Source organism: Trichocoleus sp. FACHB-90 (genome assembly GCF_014695505.1).
GTDB lineage: Bacteria > Cyanobacteriota > Cyanobacteriia > Cyanobacteriales > FACHB-T130 > Funiculus > Funiculus sociatus.
Window position 1 is genome coordinate 84,316 of the sequence record NZ_JACJOK010000046.1, and the last position, 25,677, is coordinate 109,992.

Sequence of the window (25,677 nt, forward strand, 5' to 3'; positions counted from 1 at the left end):
TTTGGGTTAGCTGGCGGTAGTTGTACTTGGGTTGTAAAAGAACCGTTATCTGAGCTTTCAGCGCCTCCCATTCATCATCAACGTCGTTGCCATCCAGTATGGCAAATTGCTCTTCTAAATTATGGGAAACTAATTCCTGCGTGGGCTGGGAAAGAAAATCTTTAGTAGCCACTTCCGTCCTAGACTGGGAACGAACTTCCTGAAGCATATCTCTCACGTCTTCTAAAGCAGTGGAATTCAGTGTAAGGCTGTTCACAATAGCTGTCTGCTGAATTAGTAGTTGAGCTTTCATGGCTTTAAGCTCACCTTCAAGCTTCAGCAATCGAGTTTCGACAGAAGAAGGAGTTTGTTGAGTAACCACCTGAGAACGGGCTTCCAGTTCCAAAACCTTTTCTTCCATGCGCTCGAAGGCACCCATAGCGCTGCTGGTATTTAAACGTCCCACAGAACTTTGCAGTTGTTCCTGAGCTTTGGCAGCTTGTACCCGTGCCTTGAGCCTATCCTGTTGCTGTTTAGCTTCAGAAATTTTATTTTCTAGGGCAATTAAGTTGCGCTTGAGGTTTTCTACCTGAGCCTTCTGCTGATCCAAAGTGGTTTTCAGGGTACTGGCAGTGTCAGAATTTACTTTTTTGCGTACTAACGCTTCTCTAGCAAGATTTTCATCGCCTTTTTGCAGAGCCAACTGGGCGCGGTTTTGCCAGTTGTTTGCTTCAGTTTGGGCTTGGTTGTATTGTTGCTGAGTCCGTTTTTGAGCAGCAATGGCTCTGGCAACTGCCTGACGCAACTGCACCACGCCTTCTTGCATATCAATGATGGACTGATCCAAAATTTTTTCTGGGTTTTCAGCCTTGCTAAGCGCGTCATTCAGATTGGCTCTGGCATTTAGGCTAATGCGCTCAAATAATCCCATGAGTTTCTTGCTTTTTAAGGAATATGAGAATTCACAAGCTCTGGTGTCAGCTCAGATATCTATCGCAGTGACATCTGGATAGTAGAACTTACTCAAAATTAAACTAAGTCAATTATTAATGCTTCGTAATAATTACTGAAGTCTTCATCATCTCTCTCGCTTTTTGTGTAAAAGTAAGCTTTGGGCTATCTTGCTCAGACAGATGTTTTTAGTTAATAAACTGCCTTTAATATGACTTCGGTGCGCCCTCACGATAAAGCCAAAGCCCTGAAACCCTCTAGCCGTCGCCCTGCTAAGGAACTCTGTAGCGAGTGTGGACTTTGCGACACATACTATATTCACTATGTCAAGGAAGCGTGTGCATTTCTTAATCAACAGATAGCTGATCTGGAAGAAGAAATTCACGGAAGAAGCCGCAATCTGGATAATCCCGATGATTGGTACTTTGGGGTTAGTCAAGAGATGATGGCGGCGCGGAAAATTGAGCCAATTGAGGGGGCGCAGTGGACGGGAATTGTCAGCACCATTGCTATTGAAATGCTCAATCGCGGCATGGTTGAAGGTGTCGTCTGCGTCCAGAATACTAAGGAAGACAGATTTCAGCCAATGCCGATAATTGCTCGGACTCCAGAAGAAATTCTGGCAGCGCGGGTGAATAAACCAACGCTGTCGCCTAATCTTTCCGTCTTGGAGCAAATTGAGCAATCTGGAATGAAGCGGCTGTTGGTAATTGGCGTTGGTTGCCAGATTCAAGCATTACGAGCCGTTGAGAAGGAACTGGGACTAGAAAAGCTTTACGTTTTGGGTACACCCTGTGTGGATAATGTTAACCGCGCCGGGTTGCAAAAATTCTTGGAAACCACCAGCCGTTCCCCTGATACAGTGGTGCATTACGAGTTTATGCAAGATTTCCGGGTTCACTTCAAGCACGAAGATGGCTCTATGGAAATGGTGCCTTTCTTTGGACTGAAGACCAACCAGTTGAAGGATGTCTTTGCTCCTTCTTGCATGAGCTGCTTTGATTATGTGAATTCTCTGGCAGATTTAGTAGTAGGGTACATGGGCGCACCCTTTGGCTGGCAGTGGATTGTGGTGCGGAATGACACTGGCAAAGAAATGCTGGATTTGGTGCAAGATCAGATAGACACGCAGCCAGTGATGTCCCACGGAAACCGCAAAGAAGCTGTACAACAAAGTATCCCCGCCTACGATAAAGGCGTTACACTCCCGATGTGGGCGGCAAAGCTGATGGGAGTTGTGATTGAAAAAATCGGCCCCAAAGGTTTGGAGTATGCCCGTTTCTCCATTGATTCCCACTTCACCCGCAATTATTTGTATGTGAAGCGCAATCATCCAGAGAAGTTAGAGGCGCACGTACCAGAATATGCCAAGCGGATTGTCGGGCAGTATAAATTGCCGGAATCTTAGAGGATGTTTTAAAAGGGTCAACTTCAGTTCGGAAAGCTACCTTGGTAGGAGGCTACATAGCCTTAAACGCTCATTCCGTCGTAGTAAACTTTCAGTAGTTGAGGTAGTAAAAGTCAGTCAAGCGGACTTTCCAAACATCCTCTTAGAAGGTTTTGCGCCAAGACGCAAAGGCACAAAGTGTTTCTTAGCGTCTTGGCACAAAATTATTCTAAGCTGGCCCCACAGCTTCAATTGCGGCCTCTAGCGCGATCGCTACATGGCTCCAATGGGTTCCCCCTTGACAAAACACCACATATGGTTCTCGCAGCGGCCCATCTGCGGAAAACTCTAAGGTGCTGCCCTCTATAAACGTACCCCCAGCCATGACTACCTGGCTCTCATAACCAGGCATTTCGTCTGGAACTGGTTCAAGGTAGGAACCTATGGGTGAATGCTGTTGAATCGCCCGACAGAAGGCAATCAGCTTCTCTGGAGAACCGAGTTTGATTGCCTGAATCACATCGCGGCGGGGTGCCATTGGCAAAGGATTCACTGGGTAGCCTAGTTTATCAAACACGTAAGCTGTGAGGTGATTGCCTTTCATGGCTTCTCCTACCATTTGCGGGGCGAGGAACAATCCCTGGAATAGCAGGCGATTTTGATCGAAGGTGGCACCGCCAGCAGAGCCAATTCCGGGCGCTGTTAGGCGACAGGCGGCAGCTTCCACTAATTCTGCTCGTCCGGCAACGTAGCCGCCAGCTGTGACAATCGTACCACCGGGATTTTTAATTAAAGAGCCTGCCATTAGGTCAGCACCAACGGCGGTTGGTTCCCGATCTTCAATAAATTCTCCGTAACAGTTGTCAACGAAGCAGACAGTGTGGGGATTTTGTTGTTTGACTAAATAGACGATTTTTTCAATTTCGGCAATTGAGAGGCTGGAACGCCAGGAATAACCGCACGAACGCTGGATTGAAACCAGACGAGTGCGATCGCTTACGCCATTCGCCAAAGCTTGCCAGTCTATTTTTCCGTCGCTAGTAAGAGCCAATTCTCGGTAATTTACGCCAAAATCAAGTAAAGAGCCTTGATTTTTGCCTCTTATTCCAATGACTTCTTCTAATGTGTCATACGGCGCACCCGCAACTGATAACATTTCATCTCCCGGACGGAGAACGCCAAACAAAGCGCAGGCGATCGCATGAGTACCGGAAACAAACTGCACCCGCACCGCAGCTGCTTCTGCTCCCACCGCTTGGGCAAACACTTTATCAAGCGTTTCCCGCCCTAGATCGTCGTGTCCGTAACCGCTGACACCCGCGAAATGATGCGCTCCCACCCGATGGTGACGAAAAGCTTCTAGGACTTTTTTGAGATTTTGCTTGACTGTCGCGTCAATTCCGGAAAAAATCGGAAGCAGTGCCTTTTCTGCTTCGTGTAGCTGTTGAAAGCTGTTCATCATCACCTGGAAAAAGAGATTTTCTATTTATATTAGATTTTGGAGCGTTTTCCCCAAACCAAAATCTGCTTTCCCAGGCGTAAGGTCAAGGCTCTAGCCTTGCCCCTACTAGGAAATCAAACCAAAATCCCAAATCTGGATAGCAGATGGGGCTGTAAAATTCGTTTTAAGGTTAGTGCATGACTGTTGCGACAACTAATGACCAAGAACAGGTAAGGGAAGCCTTACCCCTACGCCCTAAGTGGACTGTCATCATCTTTATGGCAGTGATTCACATAGCAGCGCTTTTTGCTTTACTGCCGAGTAATTTTAGCTGGGCAGCAGTAGGTGTGGCTGTCTTTCTTCACTGGGTGACTGGTGGCCTAGGAATTACCCTCGGATTCCATCGTCTTGTGACTCACCGCAGTTTTCAAGTCCCTAAGTGGCTGGAATATTTTCTCATTTTCTGCGGTTCCCTAACCTGCCAAGGAGGGGTGATTGATTGGGTGGGCTTGCACCGGATGCACCATCTGCACTCGGATCAGGAACAAGATCCCCATGATTCCAATTTGGGCTTTTGGTGGAGTCACATGGCTTGCTGGTTGTATCACGTCCCAGCGGATAAGGAAATCCCTCGCTTTACCAAAGATATTGCTGATGACCCGGTTTATCAGTTTTTACAAAAGTATTTTTTCCCAATCCAAATTGCTTTGGGGGTTGTTCTCTACTTACTGGGCGGCTGGCCGTTTGTGGTTTGGGGCATTTTTGTCCGCCTAGTGGCAGTGTTTCACTGCACTTGGTTTGTCAACAGTGCAACCCATAAGTTTGGTTATCGCACTTACGATTCTAGCGATCGCTCTACTAATTGTTGGTGGGTGGCGTTACTCACCTACGGCGAAGGCTGGCACAACAACCACCACGCTTATCAATATTCCGCTCGTCACGGGATGAAATGGTGGGAAATTGATTTAACTTGGATGACGATTCAATTCCTGCAATCTTTAGGTCTTGCCTCGAAGGTAAAACTTGTCGGAAAAGAGCAATAATTCCTAATGGCTAGTGGTTGAATAATTAGCCATTAGCCATTAACTGTGTCCCTGCACAACGTGTTTAACCGTTGTAAATGTTTCCAAGCTAATTGGCCCTCGGCGGTGTCCTTTTTGGTTGGACATCCCCAGAAACAGGGAGTCTCCCCGTTTCGGGCTGCGGGAAAATCTGGGCGAAGAATTCAGGTAAACAGAGGCACTATTTACCCCCAAGGCAAATTGGCGGCTTTCCTGGTAAGATTCGGAAATCAAGCAGTCAGCGTGACCGCTGCTGTATTGATTAATCCAAATGATGGCGCTCTCAATACTATCCACCACTTTGAACGCCACCGTCTTGTTGAGATAAGCTTCACTCCATTCTGATTCTAGAGCTAGTTTCATATCGGGAAACTTTGCCACCAGTTCCTCATCTCCCCTGAGTTGAAACCCTTTTTCCTTCAAGCTGTTCCAAAGCGTTGTCAGAGATGAGAGCTTGCAATGGGTATGAATCAGCACCTTCTCAATCGCATTCACCGGGTCAGGTTCACTCTGATGGCTGTCTATGATTACGTTCCGGATCGTGTCTAAGCTGCCACTAGGCGACCAATATAAGTAGCAGTTGCCCATAGCAGATTTTAAAACTGGTGCGGTTGACATTTGCACCACTTTTTGAACTAAACTGGGGCGACCGTAGGGAATGACCAAATTCAAATATCGGTCTTGAGTCACTAAATCTCGGATCGAAGCACCTTGATCTGAAGGTAGTAACTCCAGACATCCCGGTGGGAAACCAGCTTGTTCTAAGCTAGACTGTAAAGCTTCGACAATGACCGCGTTTGAGTGACTGGCTTCGCTACCGCCTCTAAGAATCAAGCTGTTGCCAGTTTTCAGACACATCCCGGCTGCGATCGCTCCCAACGCCGGAAACGCTTCGTAAATTAAAGCTATCACCCCCAAGGGCATCAGCTGAGAGTAAGTCTGGGAATGTTCCAGCTGATAAGTCGCATTCATCACCCGCCGGATCGGGTCGGACAACTCACCTAACTGTTGCAAAATTTGGATAGTGCTAGTAAGCCGTTCCGGTGTCAGCTTCAGCCAATCTAAAATCATTTCTGGTACCGCCATTTCCCGACTTGCTTCCAGATCGAGCGTGTTCGCTTCCAGAATATCGTCTAGGGATTTGGAGAGCGCCTTCGCCATTGCTCCCACAGCACGACTGCGGTCTACCCCCTTGGTAGTTGCTAATTCCAGGGAAGCTTCATAAGCGCGGCGAACGGCAGTAATCGGATCAGGTGCCAATCTAAAAATGTTAGTCATTGCGCTAACGACGGTGAGTCAGCCAGATCATCAGCGCTGGCAGCAGTAGCGCCAGCACGCTCACCATTGCAAATAGGACAATTATGATACTTTGTGGCGCTTGTGGTGAAATCTGAGCTAAGAAAAGCCCTGCAATCAGCACCACCACAATGATGCCTAAAGACATCGGTATGTAGCTGTCCCCCAGGCTGGGATGGGCGGTACTCCAGCGATGACCGCTCCACCGCCAACTTCGCTTGTAAGGATAGCTTGTGGAAAGTTGCTCAATTACATACCCATTTTCTTCTACTACGAAGATTTGCTGACAGCGATCGCAGCCAAATGCTTCTGTTAGTGTAATGGGTACCAGCCGCCCCCGCCTTCGGCACGGACACGGATAATCGATATTTAAGTCTATTTTCTGATCTTTCTGAGATGGCACAAGCGCTAATTAAACAAAAATTTTTAACTTTTACCTAAAGTATGTTTGTGCAGCAAGTTCATCCAAGCGGTTGATTCCGTAGACACCTAGCAACCGCTTTTGGAGGAAGGTTCTACTAAATTCGCTTTAAGTCACATACTACTTAGGCGAATTTTAGCACTGAGAACCTTGGTATAAACAGGTCACGGCTCGTAGATACTAAGATTTGCCGCTCTACTTCTAAACCTGCCACAGCTTCCGCTATTATTTTAACTATAAAAAGCGGGTAACGCGATTCGAACGCGCGACATTCACCTTGGCAAGGTGACGCTCTACCACTGAGCTATACCCGCAAAAATTTGCTCTTTATTTAGGTTCGCAAAATTCTCGGAATTTGTCAACTGTTTTTTACCTTTTGGGCGAAGAATTTTACAGCGTTTTTTGTTTTAGGTAGCCCTACTGGAAACCTCCTTGATAAAAATGTTAACTTGAATAAGATATTATCCTACCAAAGGTAGTTGACATTCAGAATCCGTTGGGATAAATGTAGGCAATCCCAATGGTAAGGTCTATTACCTCAACCAGACAGCTAGCTTGGCTAGTCTGTGGATGCGATCGCACAGGGAAAATCTATAAGAAGAAAACAGCGACCGATAAGGCGATCTAGCCGGCAATAGGTTTGCTCTCCAACATTACAGAACCCAAATGTGAAGTTAAACGAGAACTTCCTTCATTTTCAGGGGCATGAGCTACTAACTGAAAAAATAAAAGGCACTATGTTACTCAAACGGCTAAATTGGTCTGTCACCAAGGTCGTAGGAAAACTCCCCCTGCAAACAGTTCTCATTGTTCCCTTCGTTGTCCAAATCTCCGCCACAGTGGGATTGGTCGCTTATTTCTCATTTAAAAATGGGCAACAGGCAGTGAATGATCTTGCCAATCAGTTGATGAACCAGGTGAGCGATCGCACTGTGCAACACCTTGAATCTTATACTGAACTTCCCCAAAAAGTTGCACAAGTCGTTGCCGATGACTTGGAATTAGGAAAAATTAACCTAGACTCCCAGAACTTGCAAGGTTTGGACGCTTATTTCCTCAAACGAATTGAGACATTTAATTCCGTTAGTTTTATTTATACAGGTAACGAACAAGGCAAGTTTATCGGTGCTGGCCCAGTTAGGCGAGATGGCACCCTTTCCTACATTATCGAAGTAACCGACGGTACAACCAATGGTAGTTATGTTTCTTACGCTACAGACAACCAAGGAAACCGTACCAAAAAATTAAATGTCGTTCCCAGCTACGATCCGCGCCGTCGCCCTTGGTATAAAGCAGCTGTCCAAAAAGGTAAAGCAACTTGGAGCGAAATTTATGCCTTTATTGGGGAGGCAAACAAAGGATTGACCATCACGGCAGTAAAGCCATTTTATAACCAATCTGGTAAGTTAGGCGGGGTGACTGCTGTTGATTTGTACTTAAACGATATTAGTTTGTTTTTGCAGCGTTTAAATATTAGTCGTTCCGGCAAGATATTCATTTTAGAACCAAATGGATTATTAGTAGCTAGTTCAAGTAATCAGCCAAACTACACCGTAGTTAATGGGCAAGTACAACGAATTCCAGTATCGGCAAGTAAAGAGCCGCTGATGCGGGAAACCGTTCGCTATTTAACAAAGCAATTTGGTACTTTCGACCAAATTAAGAATAGTCAACAGCTAGAAATCAAAGAAAACAACCAACGCCAATTTGTTCGTGTAACTCCCTGGAAAGATGATTTTGGATTGAATTGGTTGATAGTGGCGGTTGTTCCAGAAGCAGATTTTATGGGGCAAATAAACGCAAATAACCAAAGAACTATCCTATTTTGTATTGTGGCTTTAATTGGGTCAATACTCATTAGCATGAAAACTGCCTCTTGGGTGACTAAACCGATTCTTCGCCTGAATACCGCCGCCAAGGAAGTTGCGAAAGGAGAGTGGGACAAAACGGTTGAAATTGACCGTTCTGATGAAGTTGGGGAACTTGCAAAGTCTTTTAATCAAATGGCGAAAGAACTGCAAGTATCTTTTACAGAGATGAAAGGCTTAAATGAGGCACTGGAAAATAGCGAAGATCGACTAAATCAACTGTTGGAGGCGTTACCTGTAGGGGTGGCTGTGATCAATCGGGATGGTATTTCCTATACAAATCAGGTGGGAAAGCAGCTATTGGGTACAGATGTGATTTTCGACACGAGACAGGAAAATCGCTCTGCTATCTATCAAGTTTATCTTGCGGGAACTGACCAACTTTATCCGGCCGATCGCCTCCCCTGCGTCCGATCGCTTCAGGGAGAAACGGTCATGGTGGATGATATAGAAATTCGTCGAGATGGAATGGCGATCGCCCTGGAAATGCGAACAGTCCCGGTATTTGATAGTCAGGGGAATGTTGCCTACGCCATTACCGCTTTTCACGATATTAGCGATCGCAAACAAGCCCAGAAAGCACTCAAAGAAAGCGAACAACGCTATGCTACTTTAGCAAAAGCCGCCCCGGTGGGAATTTTCCGCCACGATCTCCAAGGCAATTGCCTGTATGGGAATGAGCGCACTTTTGAAATGATCGGAGTTCCCGAAGAAGAAGCTTTTGGGGTGGGTTGGGCGAAGAATCTACACCCCAGCGATCGCGATCGCGTCATGGCTACTTGGTCTAATTTGCTACAGCGAAATATCCCCTTTAAATGCGAGTACCGCTTTGCGCGACCGGATGGCAGCGTTATCTGGGTATTTGGGCAAGCGATCACTCAAAAAGATGCTGATGGCAATGTCATTAGTTACATAGGAACTATCACCGATATCACGGAGCGCAAACAGGTAGAAGCTGCCCTGCAACAAAGCGAAGCCAAGTTCCGTCGCCTTGCAGAAAATTTACCTGGTGTTATTTATCGCTACGTGCTGCATCCTGACAAGACACACGAATTTACCTATGCCAGTTCAGGCACTTACGAACTCTACGAACAAAAACCAGAGGCAGTGGTGCAGGATGCCCGACTTGCGTTTGATATCGTCCATCCTGATGATGTCGCGCCTCTGTGGGAAAGCATTACGGTGTCAGCGCAGACCCTACAGCCCTGGTTAATGGAGTATCGCATTATTACTCCCTCCGGTCGCCTCAAGTTGGTACAAGGCTCCTCCCGCCCCGAACGGCAGCCCAATGGCGATATCGTCTGGGATGGTTTGCTCATTGATATCACCTCTCGCAAACAGGCAGAACAACTCTTAGCTGATTACAACCTAACTCTAGAACTCCAGGTTGCTGAACGCACGGCTCAACTAGCCCAAACCAACGCACAATTACAGCAGGAAATTGCCGAACGCAAGCAGATAGAATTGTCATTACAAAACAGTAAACAAAAACTATCGGCAATTATAGAAAATGTTGGTGCATCTATCCACATCAAAGATTTAAACAGCAACTACATCTACGCCAATCGTTTATGCGTAGAGTTATTTGGCATTCCCGAAGCAGAAATTATCGGGACAAATGATTTCCAATTCTACTCAAAAGAGATGGCCCAATCCATCAGACAGAATGATAGGCAGGTTATTGAAAGTGGTGTTGTACTTCGTTTTGATGAAGTCGGTGTTGTTAACAACAAAGAGCGTCACTTTTTGGCTGTAAAAGTTCCCCTTAAACATCACGACGGCAGTATTTATGCCATCTGCGGGATTTCCACAGATATTACCGAAATAAAACAAACGGAAGCGGCATTGCGGCAATCAGAAGCCCGTTATCGCGCTATCCTCGAACAGCAGACGGAACTGATTGTCCGGTTATTGCCAGACGGCACGGTAAGCTTTGTCAATGAAGCCTTCTGTCGGTTTTTTGGGATAACACGGGAAGAACTCATTAACAATCACTACGAACCTGTTGTGTTTGAACAAGACCGCGAATATGTGGCTCAAATCATCAATTGCGTTAGTCAGGAAAATCCCGTCGTCACCAACGAAAATCGGGTGGTTGCTCGCGGGAAGGTGCGTTGGACGCAGTGGATTAACCGGGCGATATTCGATGATTATGGTCGCATTGTTGAATACCAAGCCGTAGGGCGGGATATTAGCGATCGCAAACAAGTAGAAGAAGCACTGAGCGAAAGCGAAAAAAGATTTCGTGCTATCTTCGATCAAGCTTTTCAGTTTGTGGGGCTGCTTCAACCGGATGGAATTCTTTTGGAAGCCAACCAAACAGTCTTGGATTTTGCGGGCGCTACCCGGTCGGATGTTGTCGGTAAGCCGTTCTGGGAAGCAAGATGGTGGACAATTTCCCCGGAAACGCAAGCACAATTAAAAGTAGCGATCGCCCAAGCTGCAAAAGGTGAATTTATTCGTTATGAAGTTGACGTTTTGGGTCGAGAGGATCGGGTTCTTGCTATCGATTTTTCACTCCGTCCCATACTCGACGAAGCCGGAGAGGTGACGCTACTCATCTCAGAAGGACGAGACATTAGCGATCGCAAACGAGTACAACAAGAACTTCAACTAGCTCATGATGCTGCCGAAGCCGCCAACCGCGCTAAAAGCAGCTTCCTAGCCAACATGAGCCACGAATTGCGAACCCCCCTCAACGCCATTCTCGGCTTCTCCCAACTGCTAAATCGCTCCACAAATCTCTCTACCGAACAACAAGAAAACCTCGGCATCATTCATCGTAGCGGCGAACATCTACTCACCCTGATCAACCAAGTGCTTGATCTCTCCAAGATTGAAGCCGGACGCATGGCGCTTAATGAAAGTAACTTCGACCTCTACCGCTTACTAGCTGATGTCGAAAATATGTTTTCTTTAAAAGCCAAAGATAAAGGCTTACAGTTAATATTTGAACTTGCCTCTGCTGTCCCCCAACATATTCGCACCGATGAAGTAAAATTGCGGCAAGTGCTGATTAACCTGCTCAGTAATGCTGTTAAATTCACCGCCCACGGAAGTGTGTTACTCAGAGTAAATTTGGAGGCTGAGAATAGTTCTGATTTCTCAATTTTGAATTCTCAAAACTCTTCTTCCCAAGCCCTAATCACCTTTGAAATTTCAGACACAGGAGTTGGTATTGCTGCCGATGAATTCCACAATCTATTTCAACCCTTCGTGCAAACCGTATCCGGTCAACAAGTTCAGGAAGGGACAGGCTTAGGATTAAGTATCAGCTACCAATTCATTCGCTTAATGGGAGGTGAAATGACCGTCATCAGTCGCGGCAAAGCCTTCACTCCCAGTTTGGCTGACTGGGAACTCAATATTTCAATTTCTAATAAAAATTCCGCCTTATCTCCCGCTTCCACAATCCAGCAATTTCCGCATAAATCGAAAGAAAACAAAACTACTAGACCTATACAAGGTACAACGTTTAAATTTGACATTTCAGCGGGCATTGTTGCCCCAAGCGAGGTTGAAAACCAGCACCAAAGCCGCCGCGTCATTGCCGTAGCCCCCAACCAACCTTGCTATAGAATACTCGTTGTAGATGACAATGATTATAATCGTCAATTGTTGATTAAACTCCTCAATTTCCTGAGCTTTGAACTGCAAACAGCTAACAATGGTTCCGAAGCATTAGAAATTTGGGAAAGCTGGCAACCTCACTTAATTTTGATGGATATGCGAATGCCAGTGATGGACGGTTATGAAGCGACTCGACGCATTCAAGCTAGGCAAAAAATACTGGGGACAAGGGAAGCAAGATTTCCCGATTCCCAATTCCCGTCCAATCACCGTACAGTTATTATTGCCCTAACTGCTAGTGCCTTGGAATTTGAGGAAGCGGCTGTTTTAGAAGCGGGATGCGATGATTTTATCCGCAAACCTTTCCAAGAAGAAGAGATATTTGAGTCCCTAGACAAACATTTAGGCGTATCCTTTATTTATGAGGAATCAACTGCTGTACCCAATGCAATTTCAGCCAAGCCGTTAGCGTTGAGTGCCGCCGATATCGCCGTTTTGTCTAAAGATTTATTGGCGAGGTTGCGTCAGGCGATCGTTGAGGGAGACTTGGAACAAATTACGGCACTCTTGGAAGAAGTGCATCTACAAAATGAAGTTTTGGCAAATGCTCTACTTTCTTTAGCAAACCAATATCAATTTGACCAATTATTAACTTTACTTCAACCTGCGAGTAAAACATGAAATCAACAGAGGCTATTACATCTAAAGGTAATCTTTTAGTAGTAGATGATAACCAAGTAAATTTAAAACTGTTAACTCAAATTTTATCTAAAAATGGCTATAAAGTGAGAGTTGCCCCTAGTGGAAAGTTTGCCCTAAACTCTTGTCAGAGCAATCCTCCTGATCTAATTTTGCTCGACATCAATATGCCAGAAATGAATGGTTATGAAGTTTGCCAACATCTGAAAGCTTCAAAGCAAACTCGTAATATCCCAGTAATTTTTATCAGTGCTTTAGATGAAGCTATAAATAAGGTTAATGCCTTTACAGTTGGCGGAGTGGACTATATTACAAAACCTTTTGAGCCTTTAGAAGTTTTAGCTCGAATCGAGAATCAACTACGCCTGCGCGAACTCCAGTTACAAATGGTAGAGCAGAATACACTACTGCAACAGCACCTAGACGCACGCCGACAAGCAGAAGTTGAAACTCGTCTTTTACTTGCAACAACCCAAGCCATTAGTCGCCATGATGACGTTCGCTCAGCTTTGCAAGCTGTCTTGCGTTTAGTGTGTATGACAATCCAATGGGACTATGGAGAAGCTTGGATTCCTGATGATAACAAAGTTTTAGAATGCAGCCAAGCTTGGTATGGTAGCGAGGTTAGTTTATTCGAGTTTAAAAATCACAGCTTAACAGTGGCTTCTGCTCCCAATGTTGGGTTTCAAGGTAGAATTTGGGCATCAAAACAAGCAGAGTGGATAGAAGATGTTTTTATAGAAAAAGACCTATTTATTCGGTATCCTCAAATTGTTAAATTTGGCTTAAAATCTAGTTTTGGGGTTCCTATTATCCTAGATAATGAAGTATTAGCGATTTTAATTTTTTTTAACAAAAATTTTGCCACTATTAATTCCCGAATTATAAATTTAGTAGCCGCAGTCGCGACACAGTTGGCTTCTTTAATTCAACGCAAGCAAACTAAAGAGATACTGCGAATTACGCAAGAACGCTATCACAGTATTGTTGAAAATGCGGTAGAGGGTATCTACCAAACTACACCTTGCGGACGTTACCTGAGTGCCAATCTAGCACTAGCAAAAATTTATGGTTACGACTCTCCGCCAGATTTGATGACAAGTCTCAAAAATGTCGAACAGCAGCTTTATGTAGACCCTAATCGGCGGCGCGATTTTAGTGAAGCAATGGAAGCAAACCATGCTGTACTCGGATTTGAATCTCAAGTTTATCGCAAAGACGGCAAGATTATTTGGATTTCTGAAAATGCTCGTGCAGTGCGTGACTCTAAGGGAAAGCTACTCTACTACGAAGGAACAGTTTCAGACATTACCGCCCGAAAAATAGCCCAACAACAAACCGAAAAACTCTTATTAAATATCTTGCCAAAGCCTATCGCTGAACGGTTACAAAAAAAACACCAGGTAATTGCTGATAGCTTTTCGGATGTTAGTGTCATGTTTGCCGATTTAGCAGGTTTTACTGATTTTGCTTCTCACCAAAGTCCCACCGAATTAGTAGAAATTCTTAATCATATTTTTAGTGATTTCGACTTATTATCTAAACAACACGGATTAGAAAAAATTAAAACAATTGGGGACGCTTACATGGTTGTTGGAGGGCTACCAATACCCCGCTTAGATCATGTTGAAGCAACCGCGCAAATGGCACTAGATATGCAAGCTGCTCTTGCTAGATTCAACGCCCAAGCCAACGATGATTTTCGTCTGCGTATTGGTATTAATATCGGCCCGGTGGTAGCTGGGGTTATTGGTTTGAGTAAATTCAGCTATGATCTCTGGGGTGATACAGTTAATGTTGCTTCTCGTATGGAGTCAAGCGGTATTCCCGGTGAAACTCAGGTAACGGCAGCAGTTTATGAGCGGTTAAAGGAGAAATTTATTTTTAAAGAACGAGGTACTGTACTAATTAAAGGTAAAGGGGAAATGAAAACTTATTTTCTTCTGGGTCGAAAGTAACTTTAGAATAAGAATTAATCTAGGATATGTAATTCCTAGGTTGGGCTGAGCATAGGGAAACCCAACGATTTATTAGATGATGTTGGGTAAAGTTTTTAATTAAAAACCCAACAATTTATTAGATGACGTTGGGTTTCGTTCCTCCTCCGCCACTTCCTCAACGTGGGCAACACAGCGGAGGGGGTTGCTTTCCAACCTATCTATTATTACCTATTACCATAAAAAACTTATGAATCAGGGGCAGCCTTTTAAATCTAAAGCTAACATATTAGTCGTAGACGATACACCTGAAAATATTACTTTATTAACTCAAATTTTGTCGAGTCACGGGTATAAAGTGCGAGTTTCTCCTAATGGCAAACTAGCTCTTGAATCTGTGCGTTCAAGTCCTCCTGATTTGATTTTGCTTGATATCAAAATGCCGGACATGGATGGATATGAAGTTTGCCAGCGCCTAAAAGCTTCTAAGCAAACTTGTGATATTCCGACGATATTTATTAGTGCTTTGGATGCAAACTTTGATAAAGTGACTGCGTTTATGTTGGGTGGGGTCGATTACATCACAAAACCTTTTGAATATGTCGAGGTTTTGGCACGGATTGAAAATCAATTGCGTTTGCGGCGGTTTCAGTTACAGTTGCAAGCCCAGAATGCCCAATTGCAACTTTTGTTGACTACGACTCAAGCAATTAGTGAAGCTGCTGATGTGGAAGAGGCATTAGAAGCGATTTTGGCAAACGTTTGTCAAACTATTGGTTGGGATTTTGGGGAAGCTTGGATTCCAAATGAGGAGGGAACTGTAATAGAATACAGTCGCGCTTGGTATGCCAGTGATGTCCTATTGAATGAATTTCGACAGCAAAGCGAAACGTTTGGCTTTGCTGTGGGCGAGGGGCTTGTCGGACGGGTTTGGCTTTCTCAACAACTGGAATGGATAGCGGATGTTTCGCGGGAGAACGATCGGGTTTTTCGTCGTAGTCGAATTGCTGCGGAAGCGGGACTCAAAGGTGCGCTGGGAATTCCGATTGCGATCGCGAAGCGGTGCGAATGCACTATCGGGCATCAAGTTCTGGCAGTATTAGTGTTTTTCCAAAGGCATGAAATGGCACCGGATGAGCGATCGCTTTCTCTGGTTAATGCGGTTGCAGCCCAATTTGGTTCGATGATTCAGCACAAAAAAGCAGAAGCGGCTCTCAGACAGGCAAACTTGAAATTAGAACGCCTTGCCAGTATAGATGGCTTAACCCAGCTTGCCAATCGTCGTCGTTTTGATGACTATCTCTCCCACGAATGGAAGCGGGCGACACGGGAACAACAGCCTTTATCCTTAATTTTGTTTGATGTAGACTATTTCAAACGATACAACGATTGCTATGGGCATCAGTCCGGCGATGATTGCTTGCAACAGTTGGCTAAAGCTGCAAGCCGTGCAGTTAAGCGTCCAGCAGACTTGGTGGCTCGCTATGGTGGCGAAGAGTTTGCGGCAATCTTGCCTAATACCTCTGCTCAGGGAGCAACCGCAGTGGCGCAGGCAATTCGCCTGGAGGTGCAACAACTTAAACTACCCCACGCTCAATCAAAGGTGAGCGACTACGTTACTCTTAGTTTGGGTGTTTCTAGCGCCATCCCTACTGAGGATTGTTTGCCGGAAACCTTAATTGCTATGGCGGATGAGGCACTTTATCAGGCAAAAAACCAGGGACGCGATCGCATTATTTTGAAAACGGATTGTTCGCGAACATCATTGACGAACAATCCTTGAGTTTTCTTGGTAGCGATCGCTATATGGACGAAGATTTGTGTTCAACAGTTGACTCAGCGATCGCGCGGTTCGACGATGGCAGCGCCTGAGTTGTCACCACATGAGCAGCATTATCACCGTAGGCACCTGTCCCCACATTGCCTTTGATATGCTGCATTAAACTCGCCATTTCTATAGCATTCATGGCATAATTCCAGCCATTATTATTTTTGATACCCGCCCGTTCCAAGGCTTGCTGCATAGTATCCACTGTCAGGATGCCAAAAATTATCGGCACCCCAGTTTGAAACCCAGCGGCGGCGATTCCCTTAGAGACTTCCGAGGCAACATAATCAAAGTGGGGAGTTTGACCCCGGATGACTGCGCCCAGGCAAATTATGGCATCGTATCGGCGCGAGAGCGCCAACTGGTTAGCCACCAGAGGCACCTCGAAACTACCAGGCACCCAAACATAGTCAACTTGAGTACCTTCAGGATTGACATCAATGCCGTGGCGCTTCAGACAATCTTGGCAACCCTCTAGCAATTTGCTTGTCACCATGTCGTTAAAGCGACCAATGACGAGTGCAAACCGTAGGGATTGAGTCTGAGTAAACGTTCCCTCGAAAACTGCCATGTTTTTAGATATCAGCTTTTTATCTGTGGTCTGTGGTCTGTGGTCTGTGGTCACTCGTCAGTTATCTGTAAGCGTTGGAACGTTTCCGTGACCACTGACCACTGAATAACTGTGACTTTTAAACTACAAAAAAGCTCAGGCCCCCGGTCAGAAGTACCAATGCAATCCAGGCACCAGAACCGAGGACAATCAGCCGTTTCGATTGATCCCAGTTCTGAGGTGAGGCATAGGCGACTGGGACACCAATGACCATAATGAATGACAACAAAACTAAAGCACCTAGTACCAACTGAAATAAAATTGTCATCTCTTCTTCTCCCAAGACAGCGACGGGCTGGCTAAAATTAACCGCGATTAGTAGTACCGTATCAAAAAAAGGCTCTCATGCAAAAGGCTCTCATGCAAAAAAGAAACATACGTATTGGTCATGGGGAAAGGATTAAGGACTATTGGTGTCAACTTAATGTTAGCTTGGCGGTTGTAGACGCGATAGCGGCTTCCCGTAGGGTAACCGCAGCTATACAAACAAAACCCCCCTGCGCGGGTTATAAGAATCTTGATCACAGCGTTAGCCAAGGCAGGCGGACTTCGTTTTTGTAGCCGCGAATTCCATTCGCCAGGGCTTAAGTTGACACCACTGGACTAAGGACTAATGCCTAATGACTAAAAACTATTGAGTATTAACTATTAAGTAATGATTATGCACCTAATTTTGTGCCACACAACAGCGGATTTTGACGCTTTGGCAGCAGCGGTGGGGCTAACGAGCCTTTCTCCGGGAGCGAAGATAGTGCTGACTGGCGGAAGTCATCCAGCAGTGCGGGATTTTTTGGCGTTGCATCGGGATGAGTATGCGTTGATAGAAAGACGGTCTGTTCGTCCGGAACAGATTCGGTCGATAACAGTGGTGGATACTCAAAAGCGCGATCGCATCGGTAAAGCCGCCGAATGGCTCGATTTACCAAATTTGGCGGAAGTTGTCGTCTATGACCATCACCAAGACATTGAAAGCGATATTCCCGCCACTAGCACCTATATCGACCGGGTAGGAGCCACGACAACTTTAATTGTAGAACAGCTAAAGCGGGCAGAAATTCAGCTTTCCGCCTCAGAAGCGACGGTGATGGCTTTGGGGATTCACGTTGATACTGGTTCGCTGACTTATGAGGGAACGACAGCCAGAGATGCGATCGCATTAGCTTGGTTGATGGAACAAGGGGCAAGTTTGTCCGTAATTGCCCAGTACGTCGATCCCGGCTTGTCTCCCCAATTGCAGGAATTATTCGCTTTGGCGCTGGACAAGTTGCAATCAACTGTTCAGGACTATAAAGTTTCCTGGGTGCTGCTGCAAACTGCTGACTTTGTGCCTGGATTGTCAAGCATTGCCTCTCGACTTATTGATATTACCGAAAGTGATGCTTTGTTGCTGGCAGCTACGTTTCCAGTAGGAGATGCTGGTGAAGAAAGATTGACTGTGATTGGGCGATCGCGTATTGAAGGCACCAATCTCAATGAATTATTCCAACCGTTGGGCGGTGGCGGACATTCTCAAGCTGCATCAGTGACAACTCGCGGAGTGAATCCCCAAGCAACTCTCGAACGGTTAGTAAATGAACTTATCGCGCAAATTCCCCAGCCACCTACAGCGCGGGAATTAATGTCATCGCCAGTCCGAACGATTCGCCCTGACACCACAATTGAGCAAGCTCAGCGTATTTTATTACGTTACGGGCATTCTGGTCTGTGTGTGGTAGAAGCTCAACGCGAGAGTGGAAGAGTAGGAGAAACCCCAATCCCCAATCCCCAATCCCCAATCCCCAATCCCCAATCCCCAATCCCCAATCCCCAATCCCCAATCCCCAATCCCCAATCCCCAGTCCCCCTCGTAGGAATTATCTCCCGGCGAGATATCGATCTGGCGCTGCATCACGGCTTTAGTCATGCGCCAGTCAAAGGCTACATGACTACGAATTTAAACACGATTACGCCGGATACCTCACTGCCAGAGATTGAGTCCATCATGGTGACTTACGATGTCGGACGCTTGCCAGTTTTAGAAAATGGGCAGCTGGTGGGAATTGTCACGCGCACCGATGTTTTGCGCCAATTGCACCAAGGTAGGACTGAGGAACGAGAACTCAAGAGTGAGTACAATAAAACACTCAACACTCAAGAGGCAATATATCGCGTCTCTACATCATTAAGCACTCAGTTACGCGATCGCCTTGCGCCTCCTCTCTGGGAATTCCTCGCCAAAGCGTCCGAACAAGCCCAAAAACGCGGTTGGCATTTATACCTTGTCGGCGGTGCCGTGCGAGATTTATTACTAGCCGATCCTGATCAAACTTTGTTGCTGTCAGATATCGACATGGTGGTTGATGGCTTCCACCGTTCAGCTGATGTCGGTGCTGGTGTGGAACTAGCTAAGGCACTCCAAAATACTTACCCAGAGGCGCGTCTGGAAGTCCACGGTCAATTTCAAACTGCGGCGCTGTTGTGGCACCTCGATCCAGTGTTAGACTCTCTCTGGGTGGATATTGCCACGGCGCGGACAGAGTTTTATCCTTACCCGGCGGCGAATCCAGAAGTTGAGGCTAGTTCGATTCGCCAAGACTTATATCGGCGGGATTTCACTATCAATGCTTTAGCTGTGAGACTTACGTCACCTCGTGCAGGTGAATTGTTGGATTTTTTTGGCGGTTTGCGGGATTTGCGATCGCGTCAAATTCGCGTTCTCCACGCCAATAGTTTTATCGAAGATCCTACCCGAATTTATCGTGCAGTGCGGTTTGCGGTGCGGCTAGGATTTCAGCTTGAAGCACAGACGGAACGCTATATCCGCTATGCGTTGGACAGTGGAATTTACGAGCGATCGCTTATCGAAAATAGTAAAGCACCCGCCCTCCAAACACGGCTTAAGGCAGAGCTGAAATACATCTTACAGGCTCCCTACTGGAAAGGGGCTTTAAAGTTACTCGGCGATCTAGAAGCGCTCAAGTGCCTGCATTCTACCCTAGAACTAGATCACCAGTTGTGGAAGCAAGTGCGTTTACTAGAGCGGTGTCTGCGTCGCTTCGATCCTGAGAAAACCCTCGACCATTGGCAGATGCGGCTGGAAGTTTTAATTGCTCACCTCGCGCCGGAATATCGCCCGAAAGTTGCCAAAAATCTCCAGCTACCCGATGACAGTATCAAACGGCTACAACAGCTGGATCTGGATCAAGCTAATGTCGCGAAATCTTTGCCAACGTGCATTCGCCCCAGCGAAATTACGCGAGTGCTGAAGCAATACGGCTTGCCAACTTTGATTTTAATTGCTGTGCAAAGTCAGCGTCCGATTCGGCGGCTTATTTGGCAATATCTCACCCAATATGCTCATATACAACCCCTGTTGAATGGTAACGACCTGAAGGCATTGGGCTACAAGCCGGGGCGCGAGTTCAAGCAAATGCTGGATCATCTCTTAGCGGCAACTCTAGACGGAGAAATACGCGATCGCGCTGATGCCGAAAGTTTCCTCGCAAAGTATTATCCACTTTAAAGCCACACCAAAGCAGGGTATATTTGTCGGAAAAAATTAAAAGCTCACAATTATAAGTTAAAAATCCTTCCTTTAACTTATAATTATTAATTTTTAATATATAATCGCTTTGCTTGGCAGTAGCATAGTTGGGAACACCGTAACAATTACTTAATGAACTTAACGGCTGGCGCAGTCCTGAAGAACGGCAAATATATTCTTGACACCCCCCTGGGTCAAGGTATCTTTGGGATTACCTACCGGGCGACTCATGTCAATTCAGGGCAAACGGTCGTCATCAAAACCCTCAATGAGAGCCTATGGACTCATCCCAATTTTGAGCGATTTAGGCAGCAATTTGAGAGTAGCGCTCGTCGCCTTGCTAAAGTCAAGCATCCTCACCTGGTTGGGGTTCTCGACCTTTTTCAAGAGTCCCGACAGTCTTTTATCGTAATGGAGTACATCGAGGGGCAGACTCTGGCGGAAATCACAGATATTAAGTCGCTGCCAGAAGAAAAAGCCATAGACTATATTCGTCAAATTGGCAATGCCCTGAGTTTAGTCCACAAAGCAGGTTTACTGCACCGGGATATCAAACCGCAAAACATCATCCGCCGTCAGGGTACTGATGATGTGGTGCTAGTAATTGGTATTGCCGGAGAACTGACACCAGGAATGATCCAAACTCACGCCAGCTTGGTGAGTCCTGGTTATGCCGCAATTGAACAGTATTTTCCCAAGAAAAAGCGTACTCCAGCAACAGATATTTATGCTTTAGCGGCAACTCTGTATTGCTTGCTGACAGGTGAACCCCCAATTCCGGCATCGTTAAGAGAGAAAATTCCTCTGCCAGATTTGCGACAGTTGCAACCAAATTTGGGCGAAGAAGCGATCGCTGCCCTTGGGAGTGGCTTGGAAATGAAAGCCGAATCTCGTCCCCAAACGGTAGAAAATTGGCTAGCCCTGCTGCCTTCTAGCAGTATCCCAGAGATTCCCCCAATACCCGTCCGGCCTCAGCCAGTCCCCAGCCCCCAGCCCCCAGCCCCACAGAAGCAGAAACAAGAACAAGATATTACCAAAGGGGTGAACTGGAATTTAAGCCCAAAATTGGCAGGGAAATCCCGCCCCTACAAAACACAAGTCAGTACAGCCCCGAAAAAAGCAAAAACTCCAGTAAAGACGAAGCGCCCCATCGCCCCAGTCAAACTGAAAATCTCCTTACCGAACGTTAAACCTCAAGAGGCAATTCATCGCCTCTCTACAAAACTCAGTAAGGTAAAGATTACCCCAGCCCTACCAAACTTAAAACCGCCAAAGCTCACCCGACCCAAGACGTTAATGATGACAGCTGCGATCGCTACCTGTGCTGGTGCTGGGTTTGGCTTGGCAATTCGCTATCACGCCGCCATATCACCCGGTTCTTCTATCCTACACACCGAGCAATCCTTTCCCGCCCGCAACGACTGGCCGATATCAGATATCCCTGAGCCTACTCCTCAAAATAGCTTGCTATCACCGCCATCTGCTATTGTCATCCCAGTGGCACCCGCTCCAGTGACACTGCCACCTGAGCTGCAACCTCAGCTATAGGTAGTATTGAGAGCAATCAAGTTATAATTTTTAACGGACGCACATTAAAATTTTCCATGAATAATCCTGTAGTTCATGCCTTTTTTGTTGGCAGAGCAGTGGCGGAAGCAGTTAACGAGCAGGTAGAGAACGCTCTAACCAATGCTTTTTCGGAAATTGGTAAATTTGATGCCGAACAACGAGAGTCTCTGCGGCAATTTACCATGAAAGTCACCGAACGCTCGGACGCTCAAATGGAAACTGTCATGCGGGGGCGAACCACTACAACAATTGTGCCGCAGGGTAGCCAGCCTGTAGATATGCAAGCGACAATTGATGAACTCAGAGCAGAAGTTGCTCGTTTCCGTTCCGAGTTACAACGCTATCGCAGCCGTTCTGTGTGAATGTGTAGCACAGGCATCTCGCCTGTGTTCTGAGTAAAAATTTAGTTTTGTTGGTTGTTAATTATCCAAATCAAAACTCAAAGCTCCATTTCTGTGCGCCAAGACCTTTAATAACCCAAGTTTTTAGGAATCCGAGTGTCAGCCTATCCTAGTGACCCTGTGAAATCCAAGGCAAAAGCGGCTGTTGTGACAAGTAAACAGCGGGCTGTCGGTAAAGCCCACACGGATCAGGCTTACCGATGGAGTAGCGATCGCTATTCCCGCCAACGCCGCTTTGTAGACATTTGGGGCTTTGTTTTAAGCCTCATGTTTAGAATCTGGCGCTACAACAAATCTTGGAGCTATCCCGGCGGAATCACCGAGGCAAAACAAGCCCAAAGACGCACAGCGCAAGCAATCTGGATTCGAGAAACTTTCTTGGATTTAGGCCCGACTTTTATTAAAGTCGGGCAGCTGTTCTCTACCAGGGCCGATTTGTTCCCCTCAGAATATGTAGAGGAACTTTCCAAGCTGCAAGATAAAGTACCCGCTTTTAGCTACGAACAAGCAGTAGCGATTGTTGAAAAGGATTTAGGGAAAAAAATCCCAGAGCTTTACAAAAGTTTTGACCCAATTCCCCTCGCCGCAGCTAGTCTGGGGCAAGTACACAAAGCAACTCTACATAGCGGCGAAGAAGTCGTAGTCAAAGTACAGCGTCCAGCATTGCGGCAGCTGTTTAACATTGATTTGCAAATCCTCAAAGGAATTGCCCGTTTCTTCCAAAATCATCCAGAGTGGGGCCGGGGCCGCGACTGGTTGGGAATCTATGAAGAGTGCTGCCGAATTCTCTGGGAAGAAATTGATTACCTAAATGAAGGCAGTAACGCCGATACATTTCGTCGTAACTTTCGCGCCTATGATTGGGTAAAAGTACCACGTGTTTACTGGCGGTATACGTCTCCACGGGTGGTGACTTTGGAGTATATTCCAGGGATTAAAATTAGCCACTATGAAGCCTTAGAAGCAGCTGGACTAGACAGGAAGGAACTCGCTCAAATGGGCGCAAGAGCTTACCTGCAACAACTCCTCAACGACGGGTTTTTTCACGCCGACCCTCACCCAGGAAATATAGCAGTAAGTGCCGAAGGTTCCTTAATTTTCTATGACTTCGGGATGATGGGGCGCATCAAGTCCAATATCCGCGAACAACTAATGGAAACGCTTTTTGGCATTGCCCAAAAAGATGCTGACAGAGTAGTAACATCTCTGGTCGAACTGGGGGCTTTAGCGCCAACAGACGATATGGGGCCAGTACGGCGATCGGTTCAGTATATGCTGGATCACTTCATGGATAAGCCGTTTGAAAACCAATCAGTAGCTGCCATTAGCGAAGACCTCTATGAAATTGCCTACGACCAACCGTTTCGCTTCCCAGCAACTTTCACCTTTGTGATGCGAGCGTTCTCTACTTTAGAAGGTGTAGGAAAGGGCTTAGACCCAGAATTTAACTTTATGGAGGTTGCAAGACCTTTTGCAATGCAGATTATGACAGAGAGTAATGGAAGCGATCGCAACAGTTTTCTCAATGAACTGGGGCGTCAAGCAGCTCAAGTCAGCAGTTCAGCTTTAAGTTTGCCCCGGCGCATTGAAGATACGATTGAAAAATTAGAGCGCGGCGACCTGCGAATTCGGGTGCGCTCCATAGAATCAGACCGAATTATGCGGCGGATGAGCAGTATTCAGCTCTTAACCAACTATACTTTACTAATCAGTGCTTTCACCCTGTCAGCCACCATCCTATTCGTTAATGGTCATGTCGGGCTGGCGGTGGCAGTTATTCTGGTTTCAGTTGCTTTGGGGTTTGTCCTGATCCGCCAGCTCATGCGCCTCGACCGATTTGATCGTATGTTTTGATTACTGTAAAGTAAAGTTGCTGATGCCAGCAGATCATTTATGATATGTCGCTTCACGGGCCTCTCCGATACGGGACTTGTTCGTTCCGTAAACCAGGATGATTACCATATCGATCCTGATGGGAGATTTTTCATTGTTGCTGATGGCATGGGAGGACACGCAGGAGGCCAAGAGGCGAGTCAAATCGCTACTCACACCATTCATACCTATTTGAATGAGCATTGGCATTCAAGTGAGTCTTCTCAAGCTTTATTAGAAAAAGCCTTTTTCGAGGCGAATCACGCCATAATCCAGGATCAAGACGATCATCCAGAGCGCTCAGACATGGGTACGACGGGCGTAGTGGTGGTTTTCCGGGAAAATCAGTCCTGGGTAGCTCATATTGGCGACTCTCGCCTTTATCGGCTCCGAAGCTCCAAGCTAGAGCAAATTACTGAGGATCATACCTGGGTAGCGCGAGCGATGAAAGCGGGGGAATTGACCCCAGAACAAGCTAAGATGCACCCCTGGCGTCACGTTTTGTCCCAGTGTCTAGGTCGTAAGGATTTGCGTCAGATTGATATCCAACCGATGGATGTGCAAGCGGACGACAAGCTGCTGCTGTGTAGTGACGGACTTACCGAAGAACTTTCGGATAATCTGATTGGGACTTACCTTAAATTACCCTCCTTGGAAAAGGCGGCCGAGAACCTCGTTCAGGCGGCTAAAGATAAAGGGGGTAGAGACAATATCACCGTGGTGATCGTGGCACTTGATCCCTCAAGCGGTGATTAGTTATTAGAGGATGTCCCAGAAGTGTCAAAAGTTTTGATCCCCCCCAGCCCCCCTTTTTAAGGTAGGGCTAATTTATTGTGGTGGTAGAAATTATAAAGTTGAGAGGAGGTGAAGCTAGGGGTGTTGTATGAGATCCTCTCTAATTGAATCACTGCAATCTGTCGAAGATTTCCGCGCCTTGCGAGGACGACGATACCCACTGTGGATAATCTTGTTGCTAGCGATTTTAGGCACAGTAAGTGGTTGTTATGGATATTGCGCCTTGGAAGACTTTTGTGTGAGGCATTATGCAGCGTTGTGTGAACACTTGGGAGTCAAGGTGAAACGCTGGCCGTCAGACACAACATTTAGAAGGATATTTCAGCAGTTGGACTTTGAAAAGTTGACAGAGCAATTTAACCAGTGGGCAGGGAAAGAATTCGAGCCAGAGGCAGGGGAATGGTTGGCGATTGACGGCAAAAGTATTAAAGGAACAGTGCAAGGCTACTCCCAGTCCTACCAAAATTTT

At 46.2% G+C, this 25,677-nt stretch carries 16 protein-coding genes, 1 tRNA gene and 1 pseudogene; 11 read left to right on the forward strand and 7 right to left on the reverse strand.

What is annotated here, in order from left to right:
• Nucleotides 1–322 precede the first annotated feature (322 nt).
• Nucleotides 323–910: pseudogene (locus H6F74_RS30020) on the reverse strand (PspA/IM30 family protein); the annotation flags it as partial.
• A 231-nt stretch (nt 911–1,141) separates the two neighbouring features.
• Here H6F74_RS30020 and H6F74_RS13365 point away from each other — a divergent pair.
• The gene (locus H6F74_RS13365; protein ID WP_190441772.1) at nt 1,142–2,338 is read left to right on the forward strand and encodes a Coenzyme F420 hydrogenase/dehydrogenase, beta subunit C-terminal domain; all 1,197 of its coding nucleotides are present in this window, start codon (nt 1,142–1,144) and stop codon (nt 2,336–2,338) included.
• Between the two features lie 208 nt (nt 2,339–2,546).
• Here the strand turns inward: H6F74_RS13365 and H6F74_RS13370 are convergent, their stop codons facing one another.
• A complete protein-coding gene (locus H6F74_RS13370; protein ID WP_190441808.1) occupies nt 2,547–3,776 on the reverse strand; it encodes a methionine gamma-lyase family protein in 1,230 nt (409 codons plus the stop codon).
• Between the two features lie 179 nt (nt 3,777–3,955).
• Here H6F74_RS13370 and H6F74_RS13375 point away from each other — a divergent pair, with 179 nt between their 5' ends.
• Nucleotides 3,956–4,801: an acyl-CoA desaturase gene (locus H6F74_RS13375; RefSeq protein WP_190422561.1), complete on the forward strand. Its 846-nt coding sequence runs from the start codon at nt 3,956–3,958 to the stop codon at nt 4,799–4,801.
• A 39-nt stretch (nt 4,802–4,840) separates the two neighbouring features.
• Here the strand turns inward: H6F74_RS13375 and H6F74_RS13380 are convergent, their stop codons facing one another.
• The 3 genes from H6F74_RS13380 to H6F74_RS13390 all read right to left on the reverse strand — a co-directional run bounded on the left by H6F74_RS13380 (nt 4,841) and on the right by H6F74_RS13390 (nt 6,850).
• Nucleotides 4,841–6,097 carry a glutamate-5-semialdehyde dehydrogenase gene (locus H6F74_RS13380; protein WP_190441774.1) on the reverse strand — a complete coding sequence of 419 codons (1,257 nt, stop codon included), beginning with the start codon at nt 6,095–6,097 and terminating at the stop codon, nt 4,841–4,843.
• 4 nt (nt 6,098–6,101) lie between these two features.
• Nucleotides 6,102–6,518 carry a hypothetical protein gene (locus H6F74_RS13385; RefSeq protein WP_190422557.1) on the reverse strand — a complete coding sequence of 139 codons (417 nt, stop codon included), beginning with the start codon at nt 6,516–6,518 and terminating at the stop codon, nt 6,102–6,104.
• A gap of 260 nt (nt 6,519–6,778) precedes the next feature.
• Nucleotides 6,779–6,850, reverse strand: a tRNA-Gly gene (locus tag H6F74_RS13390).
• Between the two features lie 423 nt (nt 6,851–7,273).
• Here H6F74_RS13390 and H6F74_RS13395 point away from each other — a divergent pair.
• From H6F74_RS13395 to H6F74_RS13405, 3 genes are all read left to right on the forward strand, one after another.
• Nucleotides 7,274–12,655, forward strand: a complete 5,382-nt coding sequence (locus tag H6F74_RS13395; protein WP_190441776.1) for a PAS domain S-box protein — start codon at nt 7,274–7,276, stop codon at nt 12,653–12,655.
• Nucleotides 12,652–14,631, forward strand: a complete 1,980-nt coding sequence (locus tag H6F74_RS29655; protein WP_190441777.1) for an adenylate/guanylate cyclase domain-containing protein — start codon at nt 12,652–12,654, stop codon at nt 14,629–14,631. The genes H6F74_RS13395 and H6F74_RS29655 overlap by 4 nt, the downstream gene beginning before the upstream one ends.
• A 229-nt stretch (nt 14,632–14,860) precedes the next feature.
• Nucleotides 14,861–16,393 (forward strand): diguanylate cyclase, encoded by a 1,533-nt coding sequence (locus H6F74_RS13405; protein ID WP_190441785.1) that lies wholly within the window; start codon nt 14,861–14,863, stop codon nt 16,391–16,393.
• A gap of 19 nt (nt 16,394–16,412) precedes the next feature.
• On the opposite strand, the gene ribH is transcribed toward H6F74_RS13405, so the two are convergent.
• Nucleotides 16,413–17,009, reverse strand: a complete 597-nt coding sequence (gene ribH, locus H6F74_RS13410; RefSeq protein ID WP_190441810.1) for a 6,7-dimethyl-8-ribityllumazine synthase — start codon at nt 17,007–17,009, stop codon at nt 16,413–16,415.
• A 118-nt stretch (nt 17,010–17,127) separates the two neighbouring features.
• Nucleotides 17,128–17,316 carry a photosystem II reaction center protein PsbZ gene (gene psbZ, locus H6F74_RS13415; RefSeq protein WP_190422543.1) on the reverse strand — a complete coding sequence of 63 codons (189 nt, stop codon included), beginning with the start codon at nt 17,314–17,316 and terminating at the stop codon, nt 17,128–17,130.
• Nucleotides 17,317–17,709: 393 nt separating this feature from the next.
• Between psbZ and H6F74_RS13420 the strand changes: the two genes are divergently transcribed.
• The 6 genes from H6F74_RS13420 to H6F74_RS13445 all read left to right on the forward strand — a co-directional run.
• Nucleotides 17,710–20,550: a CBS domain-containing protein gene (locus tag H6F74_RS13420; RefSeq protein WP_199301205.1), complete on the forward strand. Its 2,841-nt coding sequence runs from the start codon at nt 17,710–17,712 to the stop codon at nt 20,548–20,550.
• A 153-nt stretch (nt 20,551–20,703) separates the two neighbouring features.
• Complete coding sequence (locus H6F74_RS13425) at nt 20,704–22,119, forward strand: serine/threonine-protein kinase (RefSeq protein WP_190441788.1); 1,416 nt, start codon at nt 20,704–20,706, stop codon at nt 22,117–22,119.
• Nucleotides 22,120–22,175: 56 nt separating this feature from the next.
• Nucleotides 22,176–22,502 carry a DUF6825 family protein gene (locus tag H6F74_RS13430; protein ID WP_190441790.1) on the forward strand — a complete coding sequence of 109 codons (327 nt, stop codon included), beginning with the start codon at nt 22,176–22,178 and terminating at the stop codon, nt 22,500–22,502.
• A gap of 186 nt (nt 22,503–22,688) precedes the next feature.
• Entirely contained in the window at nt 22,689–24,395 is a 1,707-nt protein-coding gene (locus tag H6F74_RS13435) for an AarF/ABC1/UbiB kinase family protein (protein WP_347269515.1), read from the forward strand.
• Between the two features lie 39 nt (nt 24,396–24,434).
• Nucleotides 24,435–25,169: a Stp1/IreP family PP2C-type Ser/Thr phosphatase gene (locus tag H6F74_RS13440; protein ID WP_190441791.1), complete on the forward strand. Its 735-nt coding sequence runs from the start codon at nt 24,435–24,437 to the stop codon at nt 25,167–25,169.
• A gap of 127 nt (nt 25,170–25,296) precedes the next feature.
• On the forward strand, nt 25,297–25,677 hold a 381-nt coding region (locus H6F74_RS13445), incomplete at its 3' end, for a transposase family protein (protein WP_190441793.1).